Source organism: Arsukibacterium sp., assembly GCF_033721375.1.
Taxonomy (GTDB): Bacteria; Pseudomonadota; Gammaproteobacteria; order Enterobacterales; family Alteromonadaceae; genus Alishewanella.
The window spans coordinates 56,104-73,630 of sequence record NZ_JAWWAP010000007.1 but is presented as its reverse complement, the minus strand read 5'-3'; the positions used below and the strand labels follow the sequence as shown (position 1 = coordinate 73,630).

The window sequence follows — 17,527 nt, the reverse complement described above, 5'->3', positions numbered from 1 at the left end:
CCGGCGTTTGGATAGGGTAAGTTCTGGTGCCTGCTGGCTAGCCGCTATTGCGGATACAGTGGCGGTAATGGCTGGGTGTTTTCAGGCTGAATGGTACCGGGTTTATAGTCTGACCAGGCCTGCCATAATGCTTCACCGTTCCAGTCTGCTGCGCTGTCGCTATACAGGGCTGCATTAAGCCTGATTAGCTGCTCCCTGAACGCACCTGCTGCAACCTGCTGGCTCAGGGCAGTTAATGAACCCTGGCTGAGAATGTTATAATGCCGGGCCCATAGCAGTAACTGCTCCCGGGCTGCCGTTTTGTCGTTATTACGACAGGCAGTGCGTAACGCCTTGCTGTTAAAAGCTGGTAAATTAGGGTGTTGGCTCTGAGTTTGCTTCAGCGTTTGACGTTGACCAAGCAGGCGCAGGCGCCAGATTAATACCGCCAGGCTCAGCAGCCAGCCAAATAACAGCGCTGAGCTGGTATAGTTCCAACCCCAGGGTGATGCAGGCTGGAGCAAGGGGGTTGTGCCGGGTAAGGCATTCACCGGTGCATTGGTAATGGCCGGGGTACTGGGTTTGTCAGGGTTTGGCAACACCTGCACAGTCCGCCCGGGCAAAACCGTCTGATCAAGTTGATTGGTCTGACTGTTCCACCAGGATATTTTAACCTCGGGTAAGGTAAACTCGCCGACAGTATTGGCAATAATGGCAGAGGTAATCACTTTTTGTGCCACTAAACGGCCGGATCGTTCTGCCCCTTTTACCTGGGGTTGCTCCTGATACACTCTGAAGCCATCGGGCAGCGCAACATTAAGCTCCGGCAACTGGTTGGCAGCGACATCTACCGCTGACAAGGTAATGATACGGGTGACAGGCTCGCCCTGCACCAGCTGCGTCTGTTCTGGTTGCCACTCTTCATTCAGGGTTACCAGAGCGGCGACCAGCCAGTCACCGCTGTAACCCGCGGGCGGGGGCTGCACCGTTATTGGCAGTGGCTCTGCCTCCCGGACTACGGTCCGGCTGCGGGCAAAATAGCTCTGGCGGGCACTTTCCCGGTCAATAACGTCACCGGTAAACGTCGGCGGCGCAATGGTATAATCACCACTGCGTTGCGGTGTAATGGCGTAGCGGCGGCTAATAGAGCGGTAACGTTCGCCGTCAATAAGCTCAGTTCCTTCCTGATCCTGACCAACCTGCTGGATCAGCGCATCATCCAGTTGCGGCTCAGACAAGCTGCCACGCTGAATATCACCGCTGAAATAAATAGTGACGTCGTAGTACACCATCTGCTGCACCATCAGCTCGTTACTGCTGAGTTTACTTTGTAAGAATACATCGCGCAGGTTGCCTGAGCCTTGTTGCACTGGCAGCACTTCAATACTGATAGGGTTGCTACTGACTTTATCAATGGTAAAAGCCGGAATGGAGAAAGTACCACTGGCTTTGGGCAGCAACGTTACGGTCCAGGTAGTGCTATGACTGACATCACCGTTCACTACTCTGGTACTTTGATTAACCGAGGGCACCATCACCGTAAAGTTATTGTCCAGCACCCTGAAATTAATACTGCTCGCCGGCAGCCTGCTGTCTGCGGTAACCTCGAGCAGCACACTTTCTCCAAGCATAACCGGATTTTTGTCCAGACGTGCCTGAAGCTGGCTGACAGCAAATACCGGTGCGCTGAGCAGTGCACCAAGCAGCACACTCAGCAGCACTACTGATAATGACAGACCTCTTCCTACCATTCTTGTTCTGCTCCTTTGGGTAAAGCGTATTGGCGGCGTTTCTGATATTCAAGGCTCATCCGGTTGCGCAGTAATAGCCCCGGGTCGTCCTGCACTTTACGTAATAAATTGTCCAGTTGCTGCTGCTCTTCCTGGTTGGCGTTAGGCCACATTTCCCGCACCGCTTGCTGCATTTCACTATCATCCAGCTGCTGTTGTTCCTGCTGCTCCTGCTCTGCCGCTGCACGCTGCTGCTCAGTCGGAGTCGGTTCTGATTGTTCCGGATCCTGTTGCTGTGAAGCGGCGTTTTGTGCTGTTTGCTCAGTGGCATCATCCTGCTGCTCTGTGCCACTTTGGCCCTGATCTTCACTGTCACCGGCCGAATCTGTTGAGCTGTCGCTACTATCAGCTGCTTGTTGTTCGCCGTCCTGCTGTTCACCTTCCTGCTGTTCACCCTGTTGTTGCTGCTGATTTTGTTGTTGCTGCTGCAGCTGTTTCAGCAGTTCAGCATTCTGCTTTGCCTGGCTATGTTCAGGATCAAGCACCAATGCCTGCTGGTAGCTGGTCAGAGCCTCATCATATTTTTGCTGCATTGCCAGACTGTTACCCAGATTGGCGTAGGCATCGGCGCTGGGTTGCTGTGTTGCAGCCTCACTGAATGCCTGGGCAGCGCCGGCATAGTCACCGAGACGGTACGCTGCATTTCCCTGCCATAGCGGATCATTAAACTTCTGTCTGGCACTTTGATAGTCCTGCTGCTGATAATCGGTTATGGCCTGCTCAGCAGGTGTCTGCCACAGATCGCGCCAGATATTGGCGTTCGCATCCGGTAAATAGCAAAGTGGTAACAGCACCAGTACCGGCGCGCGTTTGGCCAGATATAGCGCTAAGGGTAACAGTAACCAGACCAGATAAACTGCATTGTCCTGCCACAAATCGCCGGCAAACTGCTCGGTTTGCTCAGCGTTTTGCTGAAACTGACTGTTAATATTGGCGAGCAACCCGGCGATATCATCGTTATCACTGCTTGCGACAGCAAAGCTGCCCCGGCCTTTGCGAGCCAGCGCGGCCAGTTGTGCTAACGGCACTTTCGGAATAACCACCGCACCGCGAGCGTCTTTCAGCAGCTGACCGTTTTCAAGTTGCACCGGCGCACCTTGTTCGGTGCCAAAAGCCAGCACTGACAGCCGGTGCGGCCAGTTATCAAGTCGCTGCATTATTGCTGCGTAATCGGCAGAAGCAAAACCATCAGTAAACAGCACAATATCGCCCTGGCTATGACCGGCCTGACGCAGCAGATCATCTGCCTGTTCCAATGCTGCCGTGATATTTGAACCCTGTACCGGCATTAATTCCGGTCTGAGCTCATTGAGCAACAACCGGACATTATTAAAATCCGGGGTCAATGGTGATATGACGAACGCATCGCCGGCAAAACTAATTAAGGCCAGTTCGCCTTCTGCCAGTTCATCAATAAAATCGAGTGCTTTAAAACGTTGCTGACTGAATCTGTCAGGCGACATATCAGTTGCCCGCATTGACATTGACATATCAACGACAAGCACTGTGGCTTTATTTAAGCTAAACGCCGGTTGCGGTTGTTTTTGCCAGCTTGGGCCAGCCAGAGCCAGCACTGTCAGCAGCCAGCATAGTAGCAGAACAGGCAGTGCCAGCGGGTTGCGTTGCAATAACAGCTTGCCACTTAGCATCAGTGGTTGCAGATGCGGGGCAATAACCCGCTGCCAGGCACTGCTTTGTTGCCGGTAGCGTAAAATAAGCAGCCACAGGATCAACACCGGCAGTAATGCCAGCAGCCACCAGGGGCGCAGTAAATGAAAATCAGCCAGCAGGTTCATATAACCTCCGCCAGTTAATCCGCCGCAAAGCCAGCGCAAATGATAGCAACAGTGCCACAGCCAGTGGCCAGTGCAGCAGGCTGTGCTGCGGCCGGTAAGTCAGATTGTCGCGGCTTATCGGCTCCAGTTGATCCAGTAAACGATATATTTGCGCAAGTTCCGCCAGGTTGCGGGCCCGGAAATACCTTCCGCCGCTTTCGCTGGCAATATGGTTTAACAATTGCTCATCTAAATCCTGAGACGGGTTGACGGTACGCCGGCCAAAAATGGTTTGCTGCACCATCTGCTCGGCGCCCACGCCGACGGTATACACCTTAATGCCGGCAGCTTTGGCAAGCTGCAAGGCTTCCAGCGGCTGAATATTGCCGGCGTTGTTAGCACCATCACTTAACAGGATCAGCACTTTATTACTGGTTTCATATTTATTTAAACGTTTTACCGCCAGACCAATGGCTTCGCCAATTGCCGTTCTCTGACCAACCAGCTTCAGCTGACTGTCATCTAAAAAGGATTGAACGGTCGCCAGATCATAGGTCAGTGGTGTTTGCTGGTAAGCCGCATCGGCGAATAAAATAAGACCAAGGCGGTCGCCCTTGCGCTGTTCGATAAAGTCACCGACCACCAGTTTTACCGCGGCTAGCCGGTTCATACTCTGACCGTCCAGCACCATGTCATTCATATCCATCGAGCCGGATAAATCAATCGCCAGCATCAGGTCGCGACCTTGCTGCGGCAGGGTGATGGGCTCGCCGAGCCAGCGCGGCTGACAGGCCGCCAGCACCAGCATTAACCAGATTAAGGCCTGCGGTAAGGTGGCAACATGGCGTTTCCAGCCGGGGCGTTGTTGTTGTTTACCAGCCAATCTTGCCAGAGCAGGCAGGGTAAGGGCGCTGCCACTGTCTTGTTTACGCTTTTTTAAAAATAGCGGCAAAATTATCAGCAGCAGCAGCCAGGGATAGCTCAATTCAAACATCGGCTACCTCCCGGGTCAAAACCTGACTCTGGCTGTTGAGCAAGGTTGCTGGCTTCAGCTGTTGCAGCCAGCGTTTGGCAAACTGATAAAACTGTGGGTTTTGCTCAGTATCAGGTCCGGCCTGGTACAGCAGGGTGTCAAGCGGCGGCAGGGGGGTATCGGGCAGTTGCCGCTGTAAAAAATGCTGCCACTGTAACGTACTGGCTGTCAGTACCGGGTGTGCCGGCACATAATGTTTAATGACCCGCTTTAACAACTGATTGATTTGGTTTGCTGCCTCAGGTTGCGTTTGCTTGAGTAACGTCAATGCCTGGCGTTTTGCTGCCAGATAACACCAGCGCCGGTAAAATACCAGGCCGGCGTATGCCAGTGCTACAAAGACAACAACCAGTAAAATGTAAGCGCCCGGCGGTATTTGCCACGAGAGCTGATAGGCTGGCTCACTGATATCTGCCAGCTGCTCTAGTAACTGCTGCTTAGCGGCCATGATGAATTTGCTCCAACTGACTGATCACAGGTATGCCGGCACTGATATCTAAATACTTACAGCCGACCTGCTGTAATGCCGTTTCCAGTTTAGTTTGCTGTTGCTGCTGCTGTCGCTGGTAACGTTGGCGCAAACCAGCGTCGGCCAGCTCTGCCGTGACAACCAGCTGCTGATTGCGCACTGCTGCGGTGCCCCGGGCAGATGATGGCAGCGCCCGCTCCAGCGGATCACTGATCTGACAGCAGGTGACCTCATTATGCTGGCTGATTGCCCTGATATGACGCAGGGCTTGTTCGTCGAGCCCGGCAAAATCTGACAAAATATACACCAGACTGCCCGGGCGGCTTAGCCGGCGTTGTTGGCCAAGCGCCTGCGATAAGGTTAAACCATTAGTATTTGCCGAACTTTGATGGCATTGCTGCAATGCCTGCAGATACCGTAGTACGCCATGACTGCGGCCCTGCGGCTTTAATTCCCGATGTTGCAGGTTACTAAAGACCAGACCACCGAGTTTGTCACCGTGCTGTTTCACATGCCAGGCGATGACAGCGGCCAGATGGGCCGCCTGCACAGATTTAAATAATAAGTTGCTGCCAAAGCGCATACTGTCAGTTAAGTCGGTGACAATAAAAACCGGTCGTTCTTTTTCTTCGCGAAATAATTTGGTATGCACTTTGCCGCTGCGCGCCGTGACCCGCCAGTCGATAGTCCGGACATCATCACCTGGTTGATAATGCCTGACTTCGTCAAACTCCATGCCGCGGCCTTTGCTACGTGCCAGATAGGTACCGGCCAGTTTACTCTGGATACTGATAGTGGGTTTCAGGCTCAGCACCCTGGTGTGGCGCTGATACCATAATAATTCCGGCAGTCTGACAGAGCTGCCGTCGGCATTTAACTGGTTAAGCCATTGGCTGGCTGAAAACGCGTTGCTCATAGCGTTAATCAGGGTACGGGAACACAATTAAGGATTTCAGTCAGCACGTCATCGGTGCTAATACCTTCTGCCTCTGCCGTGTAGGTTAAGATTAACCGGTGGCGTAATACATTATGAAACACGGCCTGAATGTCATCGGGGGTAACAAAATCACGATCTGCCAGCCAGGCCTTGGCCCTTGCACAACGCTCCAGCGCAATAGTGGCCCGCGGACTGGCACCATAGCTCACCCAGGAGGCCAGCCGGGCACTGTATGCTGCGCCATTACGGGTAGCCATAATTAACTGCACGATATAGTCTTCCAGGCTCTCAGCCAGGTGCAACTGTAACGTCGCCTGGCGGGCACTGAAAATATCCTGCTGGCTGATGGCAGCCGGCTGAACCAGCGCTTTATTCATCGCTTCATCACGGGTTAGCCTGAGGATCTGACGCTCAGTTTCGGCATTCGGATAGTCGACTTTCAGGTGCAGTAAAAAGCGGTCGAGCTGGGCTTCCGGTAACGGATAGGTTCCTTCCTGCTCCAGCGGATTCTGGGTTGCCATCACCAGAAATAATTCCGGTAATTTGTAAGTGGTGCGACCAACGGTAATTTGTTTTTCAGCCATGGCTTCCAGCAGCGCTGATTGCACTTTGGCCGGTGCCCGGTTAATTTCGTCTGCCAGGATAATATGATGGAACAGCGGGCCTGATTGAAATTCAAACTGGCCGGTTTCCGGCCGGTAGATATCAGTACCGGTTAAATCCGCAGGCAACAAGTCCGGGGTAAACTGAACCCGGTGAAAATCGGCTTCTACGCCGTGGGCCAACGCATTGACTGCCCGGGTTTTAGCCAGACCTGGCGGGCCTTCCACCAGTAAATGACCATTGGCCAGCAGAGCCAGCAAAATACCTTCAGTAAGCTCAGGCTGGCCTAAGACCTGACTGTCGAGATAGGTTTTTAAGGCGGAAAACGCGTTTACCATAATGATATAAGTCTTTTGGTTGAAAGTTTTGGTTGTTTTCTACACAGTTAGCTTTAAAAACAGCTAGGCTATGACGTTATAACCTAAATAAGGTTCAGTTTGCATTAAAACAAGTGTTTTAATTAACAGCAACTGTCGTTACAATCAGATTATCTTTACAGGTCAGACCTGTTTTGCTTCGACGATTTCGTTTTTAATAAGAGGAAAGCCATGTCAGCGCCCATTAAACTTCATACCCGTAGCGGCGATCGGATTGCGATTGTCTCGGGGTTACGTACGCCTTTTGCCAAACAAGCTACCGAGCTACACGGCGTTTCGGCGCTGGATCTGGCTAAACTGGTTGTTAACGAGTTGCTTATCCGCAGCGAGCTTGATGTCAAGCTGGTGCAGCAAGTGGTCTATGGCCAGGTGGTGCAAATGCCGGAAGCGCCAAACATTGCCCGGGAAATTGTGCTGGGTACCGGCATGAATGTGCATACCGACGCTTACAGTGTCACCCGCGCCTGTGCCACCAGTTTTCAGTCGGTTGCCAGTGTTGTCGAATCAATGATGGCCGGCACTATTGAAATTGCTATTGCCGGTGGGGCTGACTCCAGTTCGGTACTGCCTATTGGTGTCAGTAAAAAACTGGCCAGGGCGCTGGTTGATATGAATAAAGCCAAAACCTTTGGTCAGAAGCTCAGTATTTTACGGCGCTTAGGCCTGAAAGATTTAATGCCGGTACCGCCGGCTGTCGCGGAATACAGTACCGGCCTGTCGATGGGCGACACTGCCGAGCAAATGGCCAAAACGCATGGCATCAGCCGTCAGGCTCAGGATGAAATGGCGCACCGCTCGCACAGTCTGGCGGCTAAAGCCTGGCAAAATGGCTTAATGGCGAATGAAGTAATGACCGCCCATGTCGAACCTTACAATAAATACCTGGATATCGATAACAATATCCGGATGGACTCAAAGCTGGAGTCTTACGCCAAGCTACGGCCGGTATTTGACCGTAATCATGGCACAGTGACCGCAGCCACCAGCACTCCGCTGACTGACGGCGCCTCTGCAGTATTAATGATGACTGAAAGCCGGGCGAAAGCGCTGGGTTACAAACCGTTAGGTTTTATCCGCAGCTATGCATTTTCGGCGATTGGTGTGCATGAAGATATGCTGATGGGCCCCTCCTATGCGACCCCGATAGCATTGGATCGCGCCGGCATGAGCCTTGGCGACGTAACGTTGATTGAAATGCATGAGGCATTTGCTGCCCAGGCGCTGGCCAACGTTAAAATGTTTGCCAGCCAAAAATTTGCTGAAGAAAAACTTGGCCGCAGCAAAGCGATTGGTGAAATTGATATGGACAAATTTAATGTTAATGGCGGCTCATTGGCCTATGGCCATCCGTTTGCTGCCACCGGCACCCGTTTAATAGTGCAGACCCTGAATGAATTGCAGCGCCGTGGCGGCGGGGTGGGTTTAACCACTGCCTGTGCTGCAGGTGGTTTGGGTGCGGCCATGATTGTGGAGACTGAATAATGACGAAACAACAAAGCAGTTTCAGCCTGGCAGTTCGGGACGACCAGATTGCTGTTATCACGATGGATATCCTTGGCGAGAGCATGAATGTGCTTAAAGCGTCATTTGCCGAGGAGATAGACGGTATTCTGAACACGCTGCAAAACGACAACAATGTTAAAGGCGTGGTGTTTATCAGTGGTAAAAAAGACTCGTTTATTGCCGGCGCTGATATCTCAATGCTGGATAGCTGTGAGACAGCAGCGCAAGCTGAAGATATTGCCCGGATGGGCCAGCAAATGTTTGACCGGATAGAGCAGCTGAAAATCCCGGTCGTGGCAGCCATCAATGGCCCCTGTCTGGGGGGCGGCCTGGAACTGGCAATGGCCTGTCATGCCAGGGTTGCCACTGACTCGGCTAAAACCGTACTGGGTTTGCCTGAAGTGCAGCTTGGCTTATTGCCTGGCAGCGGCGGTACCCAGCGTTTACCGCGATTGGTGGGTGTCCAGAAAGCGCTGGATATGATGCTGACCGGCAAGCAATTACGGGCAGCGCAGGCGAAAAAAGCCGGTCTGGTCGACGAAGTGGTGCCGGCAACTATTTTACTGGACGCGGCAATAAAGCGGGCACTAAAGGGCAAAGCCAAAGCGACAGAAAAAGCTAAGGGCTTATGGACTAAGTTACTGGAAAATACCGGCCCGGGCCGAAATTTACTGTTTTCTCAGGCATTAAAACAAACACTGAAGAAAACCCAAGGCAATTATCCGGCGCCTGTCCGGATTATTAATGTGGTGCGTAAAGGGCAGGAACGTGGCTATGCCGCAGGACTTGCGGCAGAAGCAACAGCTTTTGGTCAGTTATGCATGACGAATGAGTCGGCGGCGCTGCGCAGTTTGTTTTTTGCCACCACTCAGATGAAAAAAGAAACCGGTGCCGGTGATACTCAACCGCAAAAAGTACACAAGGTCGCGGTGCTTGGTGGCGGCCTGATGGGCGGTGGTATTGCCAATGTCAGCAGCACCAAGGCCGGAGTGCCGGTGCGAATTAAAGATATTAACGAACAGGGGATCAGCAACGCCCTGAAATACAGCTATGAGTTGCTGCAGAAAAAATTTAAACGCCGCTTTATCAGCAAAGCCGAAATGCAAAAGCAGTTGCTATTGTTAACCGGCGCCACCGACTACAGTGGTTTTCATGATGTTGATTTAGTGATTGAAGCAGTATTTGAAGATCTGGCGTTAAAGCAGCAAATGGTCGCGGATATTGAGCAGCACTGTGCAGCGCATACGATTTTTGCCAGCAATACCAGCTCGTTACCTATCAGTCAGATCGCCGAAAAAGCGACCAGACCAGAAAACGTTATTGGCCTGCACTATTTTTCGCCGGTCGATAAAATGCCGTTAGTTGAAGTCATTGCTCACGACAAAACCTCAGCACAGACGATAGCCACTACCGTTGCCTTTGCCCGCAAACAGGGTAAAACCCCTATTGTAGTAAAAGACGGGGCTGGCTTTTATGTCAACCGGATCCTGGCGCTGTATATGAACGAAGCGGCGAATCTGTTGCTGGCTGGTGAACCGGTAGAAAAAATCGATAAAGCGCTGGTGAAATTCGGTTTTCCGGTTGGGCCTATCACATTATTAGATGAAGTGGGTATTGATGTCGGCGCCAAAATATCACCTATTCTGACAGAGCAACTGGGCGAGCGTTTTGCGCCACCGCCAGCATTTGATACCTTGCTGGCAGATGGCCGTAAGGGTAAAAAATCAGCAAAAGGTTTTTATCTGTATGGTAAAGCAGCGAAAAAAGGCAGCAAGACCGTCGACAGCAGCGTTTATAACGTGCTGGGTGTCACGCCTGCCGGCAAACTTAGCAGCGATGCGATTGCCAGCCGCTGCACTGCCCAGATGCTGAATGAAGCGGTGCGTTGCCTGGATGAAGGCGTAATAGCGTCAGCCCGGGATGGCGACATCGGTGCAATTTTTGGTATTGGTTTCCCACCGTTCCTGGGTGGACCGTTCCGCTATATTGACACCTTAGGCGTGACGGATCTGGTGGCAACGTTGCGCCAGTTCCAGGCCGAACACGGCGAGCGGTTTGCGCCATGCCCGCGTTTATTAGCGATGGCTGAGCAGAACAGCCGCTTTTATGATTAGCTTTTGCAAAAAATCAACGAAAGCTTAACAGTGTGCAGTTGCTGCAGGCGGTATAATTACCGCCTGCGGCGTTTCTGTAGTTTTTGAGGATGTTTTAGGTGTTATTAGTCCCTGTGGTTTGGTTGGTGGTTGCGCTTGGGGTTTACGTTGCCGCGCTGCGCAGTGGTATGCAGGCGTTACAATGGGCGTTGGCGGCACTTTTTACCGGGCCTTTTTTATTACCTTTGTTTAGTAGTCATAAACGTTTGCTGCTGTGCAAAGCGCGCGGCAAAAACAGCAGCTTATTTCGTCCCTAGCGTAAACTTAAGCCGCCAGGCTGCTAATATGTTTGCGCAGCTGGCTAATGATTTGTTGCAACAACTGCTCATTGGTTGCCTGATGCAATGTCGCGGCAAAAAGTTCTCTGCTCATCTGTGGCGCGCTGTCTACTCTTTTGAGGTGATTGCTTTGTAATAAAGGCTGCACCATCACTTGCGGTAAATAAGCGGTTGCAGGGCTATGCAGCATCATTTCCAGCGCAATTTTCGCGCTGCCGGTTCGAAGTGCCGGTGGTGGCATATCGGCAAAGTGTTTGGCATGCTGAATATCAAATGAGGTACCCCAGTCAACCAGAATGTAGTGTTGCGCCATAGCGGTGGTGGCGTCGGTGTAGTCACTGCTGGTAACCGCAATCAGTTTAATGTCATCCAGCTTTTCTACCTGTATCTCATCAACCTTCGGTGGGTCAAATACCACTGCTAAATCCAGGTTACGCTCCAGCAGCAATCGGCTGATCTGCTCTCTGCCCAGCGATTCAGCCCGCCAGGCCAGCTCAGGATATTGCTGTTGCACCTGAATAAAGCCAGGCAACAGAAAACTGTCCCATACATTAGCTGTTGCCGCTATTGACAGCTGTTGCGCTTGTTTATTGCTCAGTGCTACTTCCTGTTTGGCCCTTTGCAAGGCCGTCAACATCGCCTGAGCATGCGGTAATAAGCGCTCGCCGGCAGCAGTAAGCTGAATATTGTTGCGATAGCGGCTGAATAAATTAACACCAAGTTGTTGTTCTAATTGCCTGATACGAAAGCTTACAGCAGATTGTGTTAAATACAGGTTCTCAGCCGCCTTGCCAAAATGGCGGGTACGCTGCACTTCCAGAAAGGTTTTTAGCAGTTCAGTATCCAAGGTAGAGCCTTAAATTAATTTATCGTGTCAATAAAAAATATTTGTTTTACGACTGGAATTTTGTTAACCATACTCCGCACAGTTTAAACAGGCTGGCTTTATATTCAACGACATTAGAGGAAAAAAGTGATGCAGCAAAGTTTTGTCGCTACCCGTCGCTTTTTCGATGACCGCAATTTCCCTCGTGGTTTTACGCGGTCCGGGCGCTTTACCCTGGCAGAAGGTAATCTGCTGGAAAAACATGGTTTCGCGATGCAGCAGCTGGAGCAGGGTGTTCGTGAGCCGGTAAATGAGGAAGAGCAACGCTTTCTGCTGGTGTGCAGGGGCGAGGCGGAAGCAAGCTCTGCCTATGAAAAAACCTGGATTAAATACAAACAGCGCCTGAATGAAAAACGCAAATTTCATACTGTTTTTGGTAAAAAACGGATAGCTGACGGTGCCGACGATTTTTCTTACGTCGAAACTGATAGCGATTAAAGCCCTGCGGGGCTTTTTTTATTGTGGCTGTTACGTTTTAAGGTTAGCCCGGGATTGCTGATAGCCGGGCCCGTTGTTTCTGCTCTGCCAGGAACTCGGCAAAGTCGGGGGCTGACAGCGGTTTACTGTAGTAAAAGCCCTGAATGGTTTCGCAACGTAACTTGCGCAGCATATCCAGTTGATCTTTGGTTTCAACCCCTTCGGCCACCACATTCAAACTTAAGTTATGGGCAATCGTCACTATAGTGTCGACCATATTTCTGCCGCGGGCATTATCCATATCATCGATAAAAGCTTTGTCTATTTTAAGGGTATTAAGCGGAAATTGCTTTAAATAGGCCAATGATGAATAGCCGGTACCAAAATCATCCATCGCCAGATGTATACCACGTGCCCGTAGCTTTTTCATGGTATCTATCGCTAGTTTGGGCGATTGCATTACCGTGCCCTCGGTAATTTCCAGCTCCAGGTGATAAGAGGGCAGTTCGCATTGCTCCAGCACGTCATCTATCTGCTGACACAGATTGGGTAGCATAAATTGTTTGGCAGAAAGGTTTACGGCAACCCGGCCCTGAAATAACCCGAGTGCCAGCCATTTTTTTACGTCTTCACAGGCTTTACGCAGTACTACAGCACCTATCTCTACGATCTGTCCTGTTTCCTCAGCCACCGGTATAAAGCTGGCAGGACTGACCAGGCCGCCTTTAGGGGTGATAAACCGCACTAACGCTTCCATACCCACGACGTTGCCGGTCAGAATATCCATTTTCGGCTGATAATAGACACTGAAATAATCTTCTTTTAAGCCATAGCGAATCAGGTTTTCTACCTGCAGCCGTTTCACGGCTTGCTTGTTCATACTGTCATTGAAAAACAGATAACGGTTGGCGCCGTCATTTTTGGCGTGATACATCGCAGTGTCAGCATTACGCAGCAAGGCTTGGGGGTCATTGCCGTCATCCGGAAACAGCACGACCCCAATACTGCTGGTCACGGCCAGTTCATGCTGACTGATAAAAAATGGCCGGTTAATTTGCTCCAGTAAGCCTTTCGCCATTGAGCTGATGGTATGAATATCATTGGTATCGTTAAGTAATACCGCGAATTCATCGCCGCCAAGCCGGTATAGCTTGTTCTGGTAGCGGGGATCAGTATGCAGGCGCTGTGCTAATTTACAAAGTAACGTATCGCCCAGCTCATGGCCCAGTGAGTCATTAATTTTCTTAAAATTGTCTAAGTCAAATACCAGCAAAGCATGAACCGCATCGACGGTAACCAGACTGGCCAGTTTCGACATAAATACCGCTCGATTGGGCAAGCCGGTCAGGGTGTCGTTATTCGCTAACCGGTTTAATTCCGCCTCCCGCAGCTTGCGGTCAGTGATATCGGATAACACACCGACATATTGCAGTGGATTGCCTTCTTCATCTTTAATCACATCGAAGGCCAGTTCGGCCTGATATATTTCACCATTGTCTTTCTGCTCGCGGATCTCGCCACTCCAGCGGCCATGTTTGGCCAGCTGTAACTGAATGTCCTGCATAAAACGGCTGGGGTATAACGATAATTCAAACCGGCTGTGCACCACCTCTGAGCGATCTTTGCCGGTGATGCTGCTAAAAGCCGGGTTCACTTCAATAATAGTAAACTGAGTATCACAAACCAGCACTGCGTCAGAAATATTCTCAAGGCAACGGGCAAACAATTGCATTCTGCCTTCGGCTTCTTTTAACTGATGAATGTTTTTCAGGGTGCCGGTCATCCGGGCAGGACTGCCATTACTGGCATAGGCGACCACTTTACCGCGATCAAGCACCCAAATATACTGACCTTCCGCTGTTTGCAAGCGGTAGGTTGCCTCAAAGAAAGCGCTGCTGCCATTTAAATGGTCATTTAGCAGATTAATAACCCGGGCTAAGTCCTGCGGATGAATTTGTTGTTTATTTGGAGGGAAATCACGTGTTTCAGGTTTTAATTCGACTGGTTTTAACCAGGAGCTGGAACGGTACAACTCGCCGGACAGAATTCGCCAGTCCCACAGTTCGTCACCGCTGCCCCATAATGACAGCCGCAGTCGCTCTTCGCTTTTTGCCAGCCGTTTGTGATAGCGACGCATCTTTACAATGCTGGCGTGCGCCAGCAGCAGGGCGGCACAGGCAAAAAATAACACGGCGGAAAAGATATAAGGCTGTACGCTGTCCCAACTCAGCGCAGCGAGCCCGAATGGATGAACAGCCAGCAGTAAACAGATAGTTTTTGTGCAATGGAAACGACGTATGCCCACAAATTACAACATTTTTATTGTTATTCTGGCTACGTTAACCAAGTTTGGGAAAAGTGTCAAAATCATTTTACCTGTCAGCAATGGCCTGGCGCAGTTCAGCCCGGTTCATTGTTTTAATATGGTTAAGTTCGCTGTTCGCTTCAGAAGCCAACAGTAACATATCGTAGTCACTGGCTAACAGCTGTTTCAGCAGATCAATAAAATGGTGTTTCTCTAATTGTGCCAGGGCGCTGATGATTCTGCAGGTCAGATCAAAGCCGGTGTCGTCCTGACCTAATGCCAGCCACAGCCTTTTTGCCCGCGAGCCCAGACTGGTATCACGCTCAGCAAGTTGCGCTGTCAGACCTTGTTTAAGTTCACCGAACATTGGTTCCGGCATTGCTTCAATTTGCTGCAGAAAATCCCGGAAAAATGTCACTGTAGCCTGATACAAAGTGGTGCAGTTAAAATTAGGCGACTGAATATAGAATGCCATTCCCGGCAGGGTGTTGATGGGGACATAACCGGTACCGACTAAATATCCCATTTGCTGCTCTGTTCGCAACTGATGAAAATAGTGCGGCGACATCAGATGATTTGCCAGCATAAATAACGCCATTTGTTCAGCGCTGGCATGCTTTGCTGCCAGATAGACAACCAATGCGTGATCAGTACTGTCAGTGTCGGTTTGCAGCCAGACCGGACCGGTATCTTCAATGCTGTATGTCTTTGCCTGAATTTTACTGCCAAGCGATGGCTGCTCTGCCTGCCATTGTTGCAACATCAGTTGCAGAGCCGCGGCATTGTCCCGGGTCCAGTTACCAATCAGCAACGCCTCCAGATGAACGTCATCCAGCAATCGTGCTGAGAACTGACAGAATTGCTGAAAGCTCAGTTGTTCCAGCTGCTCAATCAGTACTTCAATTTCCGGATTAAGCGGTTGCAGCAATGCCGATAACTGACTGAATAACCGGGCGACAGGTTTGCTTTTGCTGCTGTTGGCCCAATGCCGGCAAAGTTGCTGCTTCAGCTCATTGAACCGCAACTCTGAGAATGACGCCTGGTTAATTTGCAGCAGAATATTCTGCAACAAGCGGATTTGGTTGGCGGCCAGGCCCGAGGTATGAATACTTATTCCCTGTTTCTGTACATGCAGGTTATAGCTTAAACCGGCATTGGTGGCGGTATAAAACTGCTGATTAATATGATCCTGAAATAGCTCAAGCCAGAGTCTGCTGGTGGCCAGCTGGCGATTATCAGCAATGCTCTGCGGTAAACTGAGTTGCAGAAAAATATGCCCTTTCGGCGTATTAAATTCGGTATCCGCTTTATACCAGACGCTTAAGTGGTTACTGCAATGTATCTGCTCTGGCACAGCCATATGCTGATCTTTATTTAACAGGCTGAGTTGTTCGGTCAGATAGGGATTGACACCTGGCAGGGTGATCTGAGCAATCGGACCGGTTTCTGCAAGTGTCTGCAACAACGAGTCACTTAATCGGGTAACAGAGTAGGGGGTATTGTACCACTTTGCTTCAGACAGCACCGGCACGTCAGGGGCTATCAGCATCAGTCGCATATTGTCAGGTCTGAACCAGCTTAGCAGCTGCTGATACAACGATTCAGGCGGCAACTCCATCCGGTAATCGCCAAAAATAGTATCTTCAACCGGATAGTGCTGTAAATTTACCGAGAGCTGGCTGGCGGTTTGCAACGCATCGGCGGGCTCCTGATAAATAAATGACCAATGCAGCAGCTGTTGCCGCTCTACATACAATTGTTGTGGCAGTGGTTGCTGCTTAATTCTGGCCAGAGCACTGTACAGCGCTGTTAACACCGCGGTGGTATCAGCACGGCCTGTCCGGGTCAGCTCAAAAGATACGGTAAAATCTTTATAGTTACTACCATCAATACCGCCACCGGCACTTAACTGGTTTACCAGTCCGGCGTTTTTCAGATAACTGAGCAACGACCCCTCGCTCTCATCACCGAGCAGTGATGCCAGAAAACTGACAATTTTATGCCGGTACCATGGCTGTATGTCCGGCAGGGCAAAGCTGGCAACCAGCCGTTCGGAATCTTTGTGCGGTTTAATATTCAGCAAAATGGCCTGATGTTCGGCCAGGTAAAGCGGCTCGGCCAGTGGTGGCTTTGCCGGCAAAGCTGAGGGAAGTCCGGCAAATAACTGTTTTACCCATTGCTCCATAGCGGACAGCGAGCAGGGCGACACCAGACATAAACTCATTCTGCTGGCACTGTATTGCTGCTGATAAAATTGCAGCAGGGCAGCCCGTAATGTTTGCTGGGGCTTGTCATTGAGGGTATTAAGATTGCCGACAGAAAATTTTGCAAACGGATGCGCCGGATTAATGGTTTCCTTATGCACCTGATAAATGCGCCGGCTGTCATCTTTTAGTTTTAGCGAGTATTCCGCTTCAATCGCATGGCGTTCTTTTTCAACATAGGCAGCGGTAAATAACGGCCGGCAAAACATGTCCGCAAAACGGGCAATAGCTTGCTGGAACTGTGGCGTATCGATATCAAAGTAAAAGTGGCTGTGCTCTGTGCCGGTCCAGGCATTATGGCTGCCGCCATACTGACTGATAAATTGCTGATATTCTCCCGGATCAGGGAAGTTCTCTGAACCGAGAAACAGCATATGCTCCAGAAAATGCGCCATACCCTGATAATCTGCCGGATCATCAAAATGGCCGACGTTGACTGTCAGGGCAGCAGCACTTTTTTCGGCACTGCTGTCGTTTACCAGCACCACAGTAAGACCATTGTCGAGTGTCAGGTGTTGGTAGGCTCTGTTATCGTTTGGACTTTGCTTTATATGTACTTTTTCCAAAAATTATCCTATGTCGGTATGGTAGTACTGCAAGACGGCCGATTTTTGATAGCATTTAGTAATAAACAGGCTTTGTGTTATGCGTTAATAGCAGTTACGTTCACGCCAGACTTTATTTATCATAGCGCACAATTTTTGCCCAGCGTATGCTTTTTAACAATGGCAAACAAAACACACTGACTAAGTAGTACG

13 protein-coding genes are annotated in these 17,527 nt (G+C 50.6%); 4 read left to right on the top strand and 9 right to left on the bottom strand.

The genetic code is table 11. The features are described 5' to 3' along the window. Positions 1-44: 44 nt before the first annotated feature. Genes R3187_RS12020 through R3187_RS11995 form a run of 6 tightly spaced genes read right to left on the bottom strand, consistent with a single transcriptional unit; the run spans position 45 to position 6,924 of the window. Positions 45-1,730 (bottom strand): BatD family protein, encoded by a 1,686-nt coding sequence (locus R3187_RS12020; RefSeq protein ID WP_318967300.1) that lies wholly within the window; start codon positions 1,728-1,730, stop codon positions 45-47. Next, entirely contained in the window at positions 1,724-3,565 is a 1,842-nt protein-coding gene (locus R3187_RS12015) for a vWA domain-containing protein (RefSeq protein ID WP_318967299.1), read from the bottom strand. Before R3187_RS12015 ends, R3187_RS12020 begins: the two co-directional genes overlap by 7 nt. Next, positions 3,549-4,538, bottom strand: a complete 990-nt coding sequence (locus R3187_RS12010) for a VWA domain-containing protein (protein WP_318967298.1) — start codon at positions 4,536-4,538, stop codon at positions 3,549-3,551. Before R3187_RS12010 ends, R3187_RS12015 begins: the two co-directional genes overlap by 17 nt. Next, entirely contained in the window at positions 4,531-5,025 is a 495-nt protein-coding gene (locus tag R3187_RS12005) for a DUF4381 domain-containing protein (protein ID WP_318967297.1), read from the bottom strand. Before R3187_RS12005 ends, R3187_RS12010 begins: the two co-directional genes overlap by 8 nt. Further along, positions 5,015-5,962, bottom strand: a complete 948-nt coding sequence (locus tag R3187_RS12000; protein ID WP_318967296.1) for a DUF58 domain-containing protein — start codon at positions 5,960-5,962, stop codon at positions 5,015-5,017. Before R3187_RS12000 ends, R3187_RS12005 begins: the two co-directional genes overlap by 11 nt. Positions 5,963-5,970: 8 nt before the next feature. After that, the gene (locus tag R3187_RS11995; protein WP_318967295.1) at positions 5,971-6,924 is read right to left on the bottom strand and encodes a MoxR family ATPase; all 954 of its coding nucleotides are present in this window, start codon (positions 6,922-6,924) and stop codon (positions 5,971-5,973) included. A gap of 210 nt (positions 6,925-7,134) precedes the next feature. On the opposite strand from R3187_RS11995, the gene fadI reads away from it, so the two are divergent. From fadI to R3187_RS11980, 3 genes are all read left to right on the top strand, one after another. Then, positions 7,135-8,445 (top strand): acetyl-CoA C-acyltransferase FadI, encoded by a 1,311-nt coding sequence (fadI, locus tag R3187_RS11990; RefSeq protein ID WP_318967294.1) that lies wholly within the window; start codon positions 7,135-7,137, stop codon positions 8,443-8,445. Next, positions 8,445-10,580, top strand: a complete 2,136-nt coding sequence (fadJ, locus tag R3187_RS11985) for a fatty acid oxidation complex subunit alpha FadJ (RefSeq protein ID WP_318967293.1) — start codon at positions 8,445-8,447, stop codon at positions 10,578-10,580. Before fadI ends, fadJ begins: the two co-directional genes overlap by 1 nt. A gap of 98 nt (positions 10,581-10,678) precedes the next feature. Beyond that, a complete protein-coding gene (locus R3187_RS11980) occupies positions 10,679-10,876 on the top strand; it encodes a hypothetical protein (RefSeq protein WP_318967292.1) in 198 nt (65 codons plus the stop codon). A gap of 7 nt (positions 10,877-10,883) precedes the next feature. Here R3187_RS11980 and hdfR read toward each other — a convergent pair whose 3' ends face one another. Next, positions 10,884-11,744, bottom strand: coding sequence for an HTH-type transcriptional regulator HdfR (hdfR, locus tag R3187_RS11975; RefSeq protein WP_318967291.1), 861 nt, complete (start codon positions 11,742-11,744; stop codon positions 10,884-10,886). 129 nt (positions 11,745-11,873) lie between these two features. On the opposite strand from hdfR, the gene maoP reads away from it, so the two are divergent. Further along, positions 11,874-12,221, top strand: coding sequence for a DUF413 domain-containing protein (gene maoP / locus R3187_RS11970; protein ID WP_318967290.1), 348 nt, complete (start codon positions 11,874-11,876; stop codon positions 12,219-12,221). Positions 12,222-12,264: 43 nt separating this feature from the next. Here the strand turns inward: maoP and R3187_RS11965 are convergent, their stop codons facing one another. Continuing rightward, positions 12,265-14,337: a putative bifunctional diguanylate cyclase/phosphodiesterase gene (locus R3187_RS11965; RefSeq protein WP_318967289.1), complete on the bottom strand. Its 2,073-nt coding sequence runs from the start codon at positions 14,335-14,337 to the stop codon at positions 12,265-12,267. Positions 14,338-14,572: 235 nt separating this feature from the next. Continuing rightward, entirely contained in the window at positions 14,573-17,335 is a 2,763-nt protein-coding gene (locus R3187_RS11960; RefSeq protein ID WP_318967288.1) for an insulinase family protein, read from the bottom strand. Positions 17,336-17,527: the final 192 nt, after the last annotated feature.

Excerpts from the sequence above, each read along its gene's own strand:
- maoP (WP_318967290.1), top strand. The coding sequence starts at position 11,874 with ATGCAGCAAAGTTTTGTCGCTACCCGTCGCTTTTTCGATGACCGCAAT.
- R3187_RS12010 (WP_318967298.1), bottom strand. The coding sequence starts at position 4,538 with ATGTTTGAATTGAGCTATCCCTGGCTGCTGCTGCTGATAATTTTGCCG.
- R3187_RS12005 (WP_318967297.1), bottom strand. The coding sequence starts at position 5,025 with ATGGCCGCTAAGCAGCAGTTACTAGAGCAGCTGGCAGATATCAGTGAG.
- R3187_RS11965 (WP_318967289.1), bottom strand. The coding sequence starts at position 14,337 with ATGCGTCGCTATCACAAACGGCTGGCAAAAAGCGAAGAGCGACTGCGG.
- R3187_RS12020 (WP_318967300.1), bottom strand. The coding sequence starts at position 1,730 with ATGGTAGGAAGAGGTCTGTCATTATCAGTAGTGCTGCTGAGTGTGCTG.
- fadI (WP_318967294.1), top strand. The coding sequence starts at position 7,135 with ATGTCAGCGCCCATTAAACTTCATACCCGTAGCGGCGATCGGATTGCG.
- R3187_RS12000 (WP_318967296.1), bottom strand. The coding sequence starts at position 5,962 with ATGAGCAACGCGTTTTCAGCCAGCCAATGGCTTAACCAGTTAAATGCC.
- R3187_RS12015 (WP_318967299.1), bottom strand. The coding sequence starts at position 3,565 with ATGAACCTGCTGGCTGATTTTCATTTACTGCGCCCCTGGTGGCTGCTG.
- R3187_RS11995 (WP_318967295.1), bottom strand. The coding sequence starts at position 6,924 with ATGGTAAACGCGTTTTCCGCCTTAAAAACCTATCTCGACAGTCAGGTC.
- fadJ (WP_318967293.1), top strand. The coding sequence starts at position 8,445 with ATGACGAAACAACAAAGCAGTTTCAGCCTGGCAGTTCGGGACGACCAG.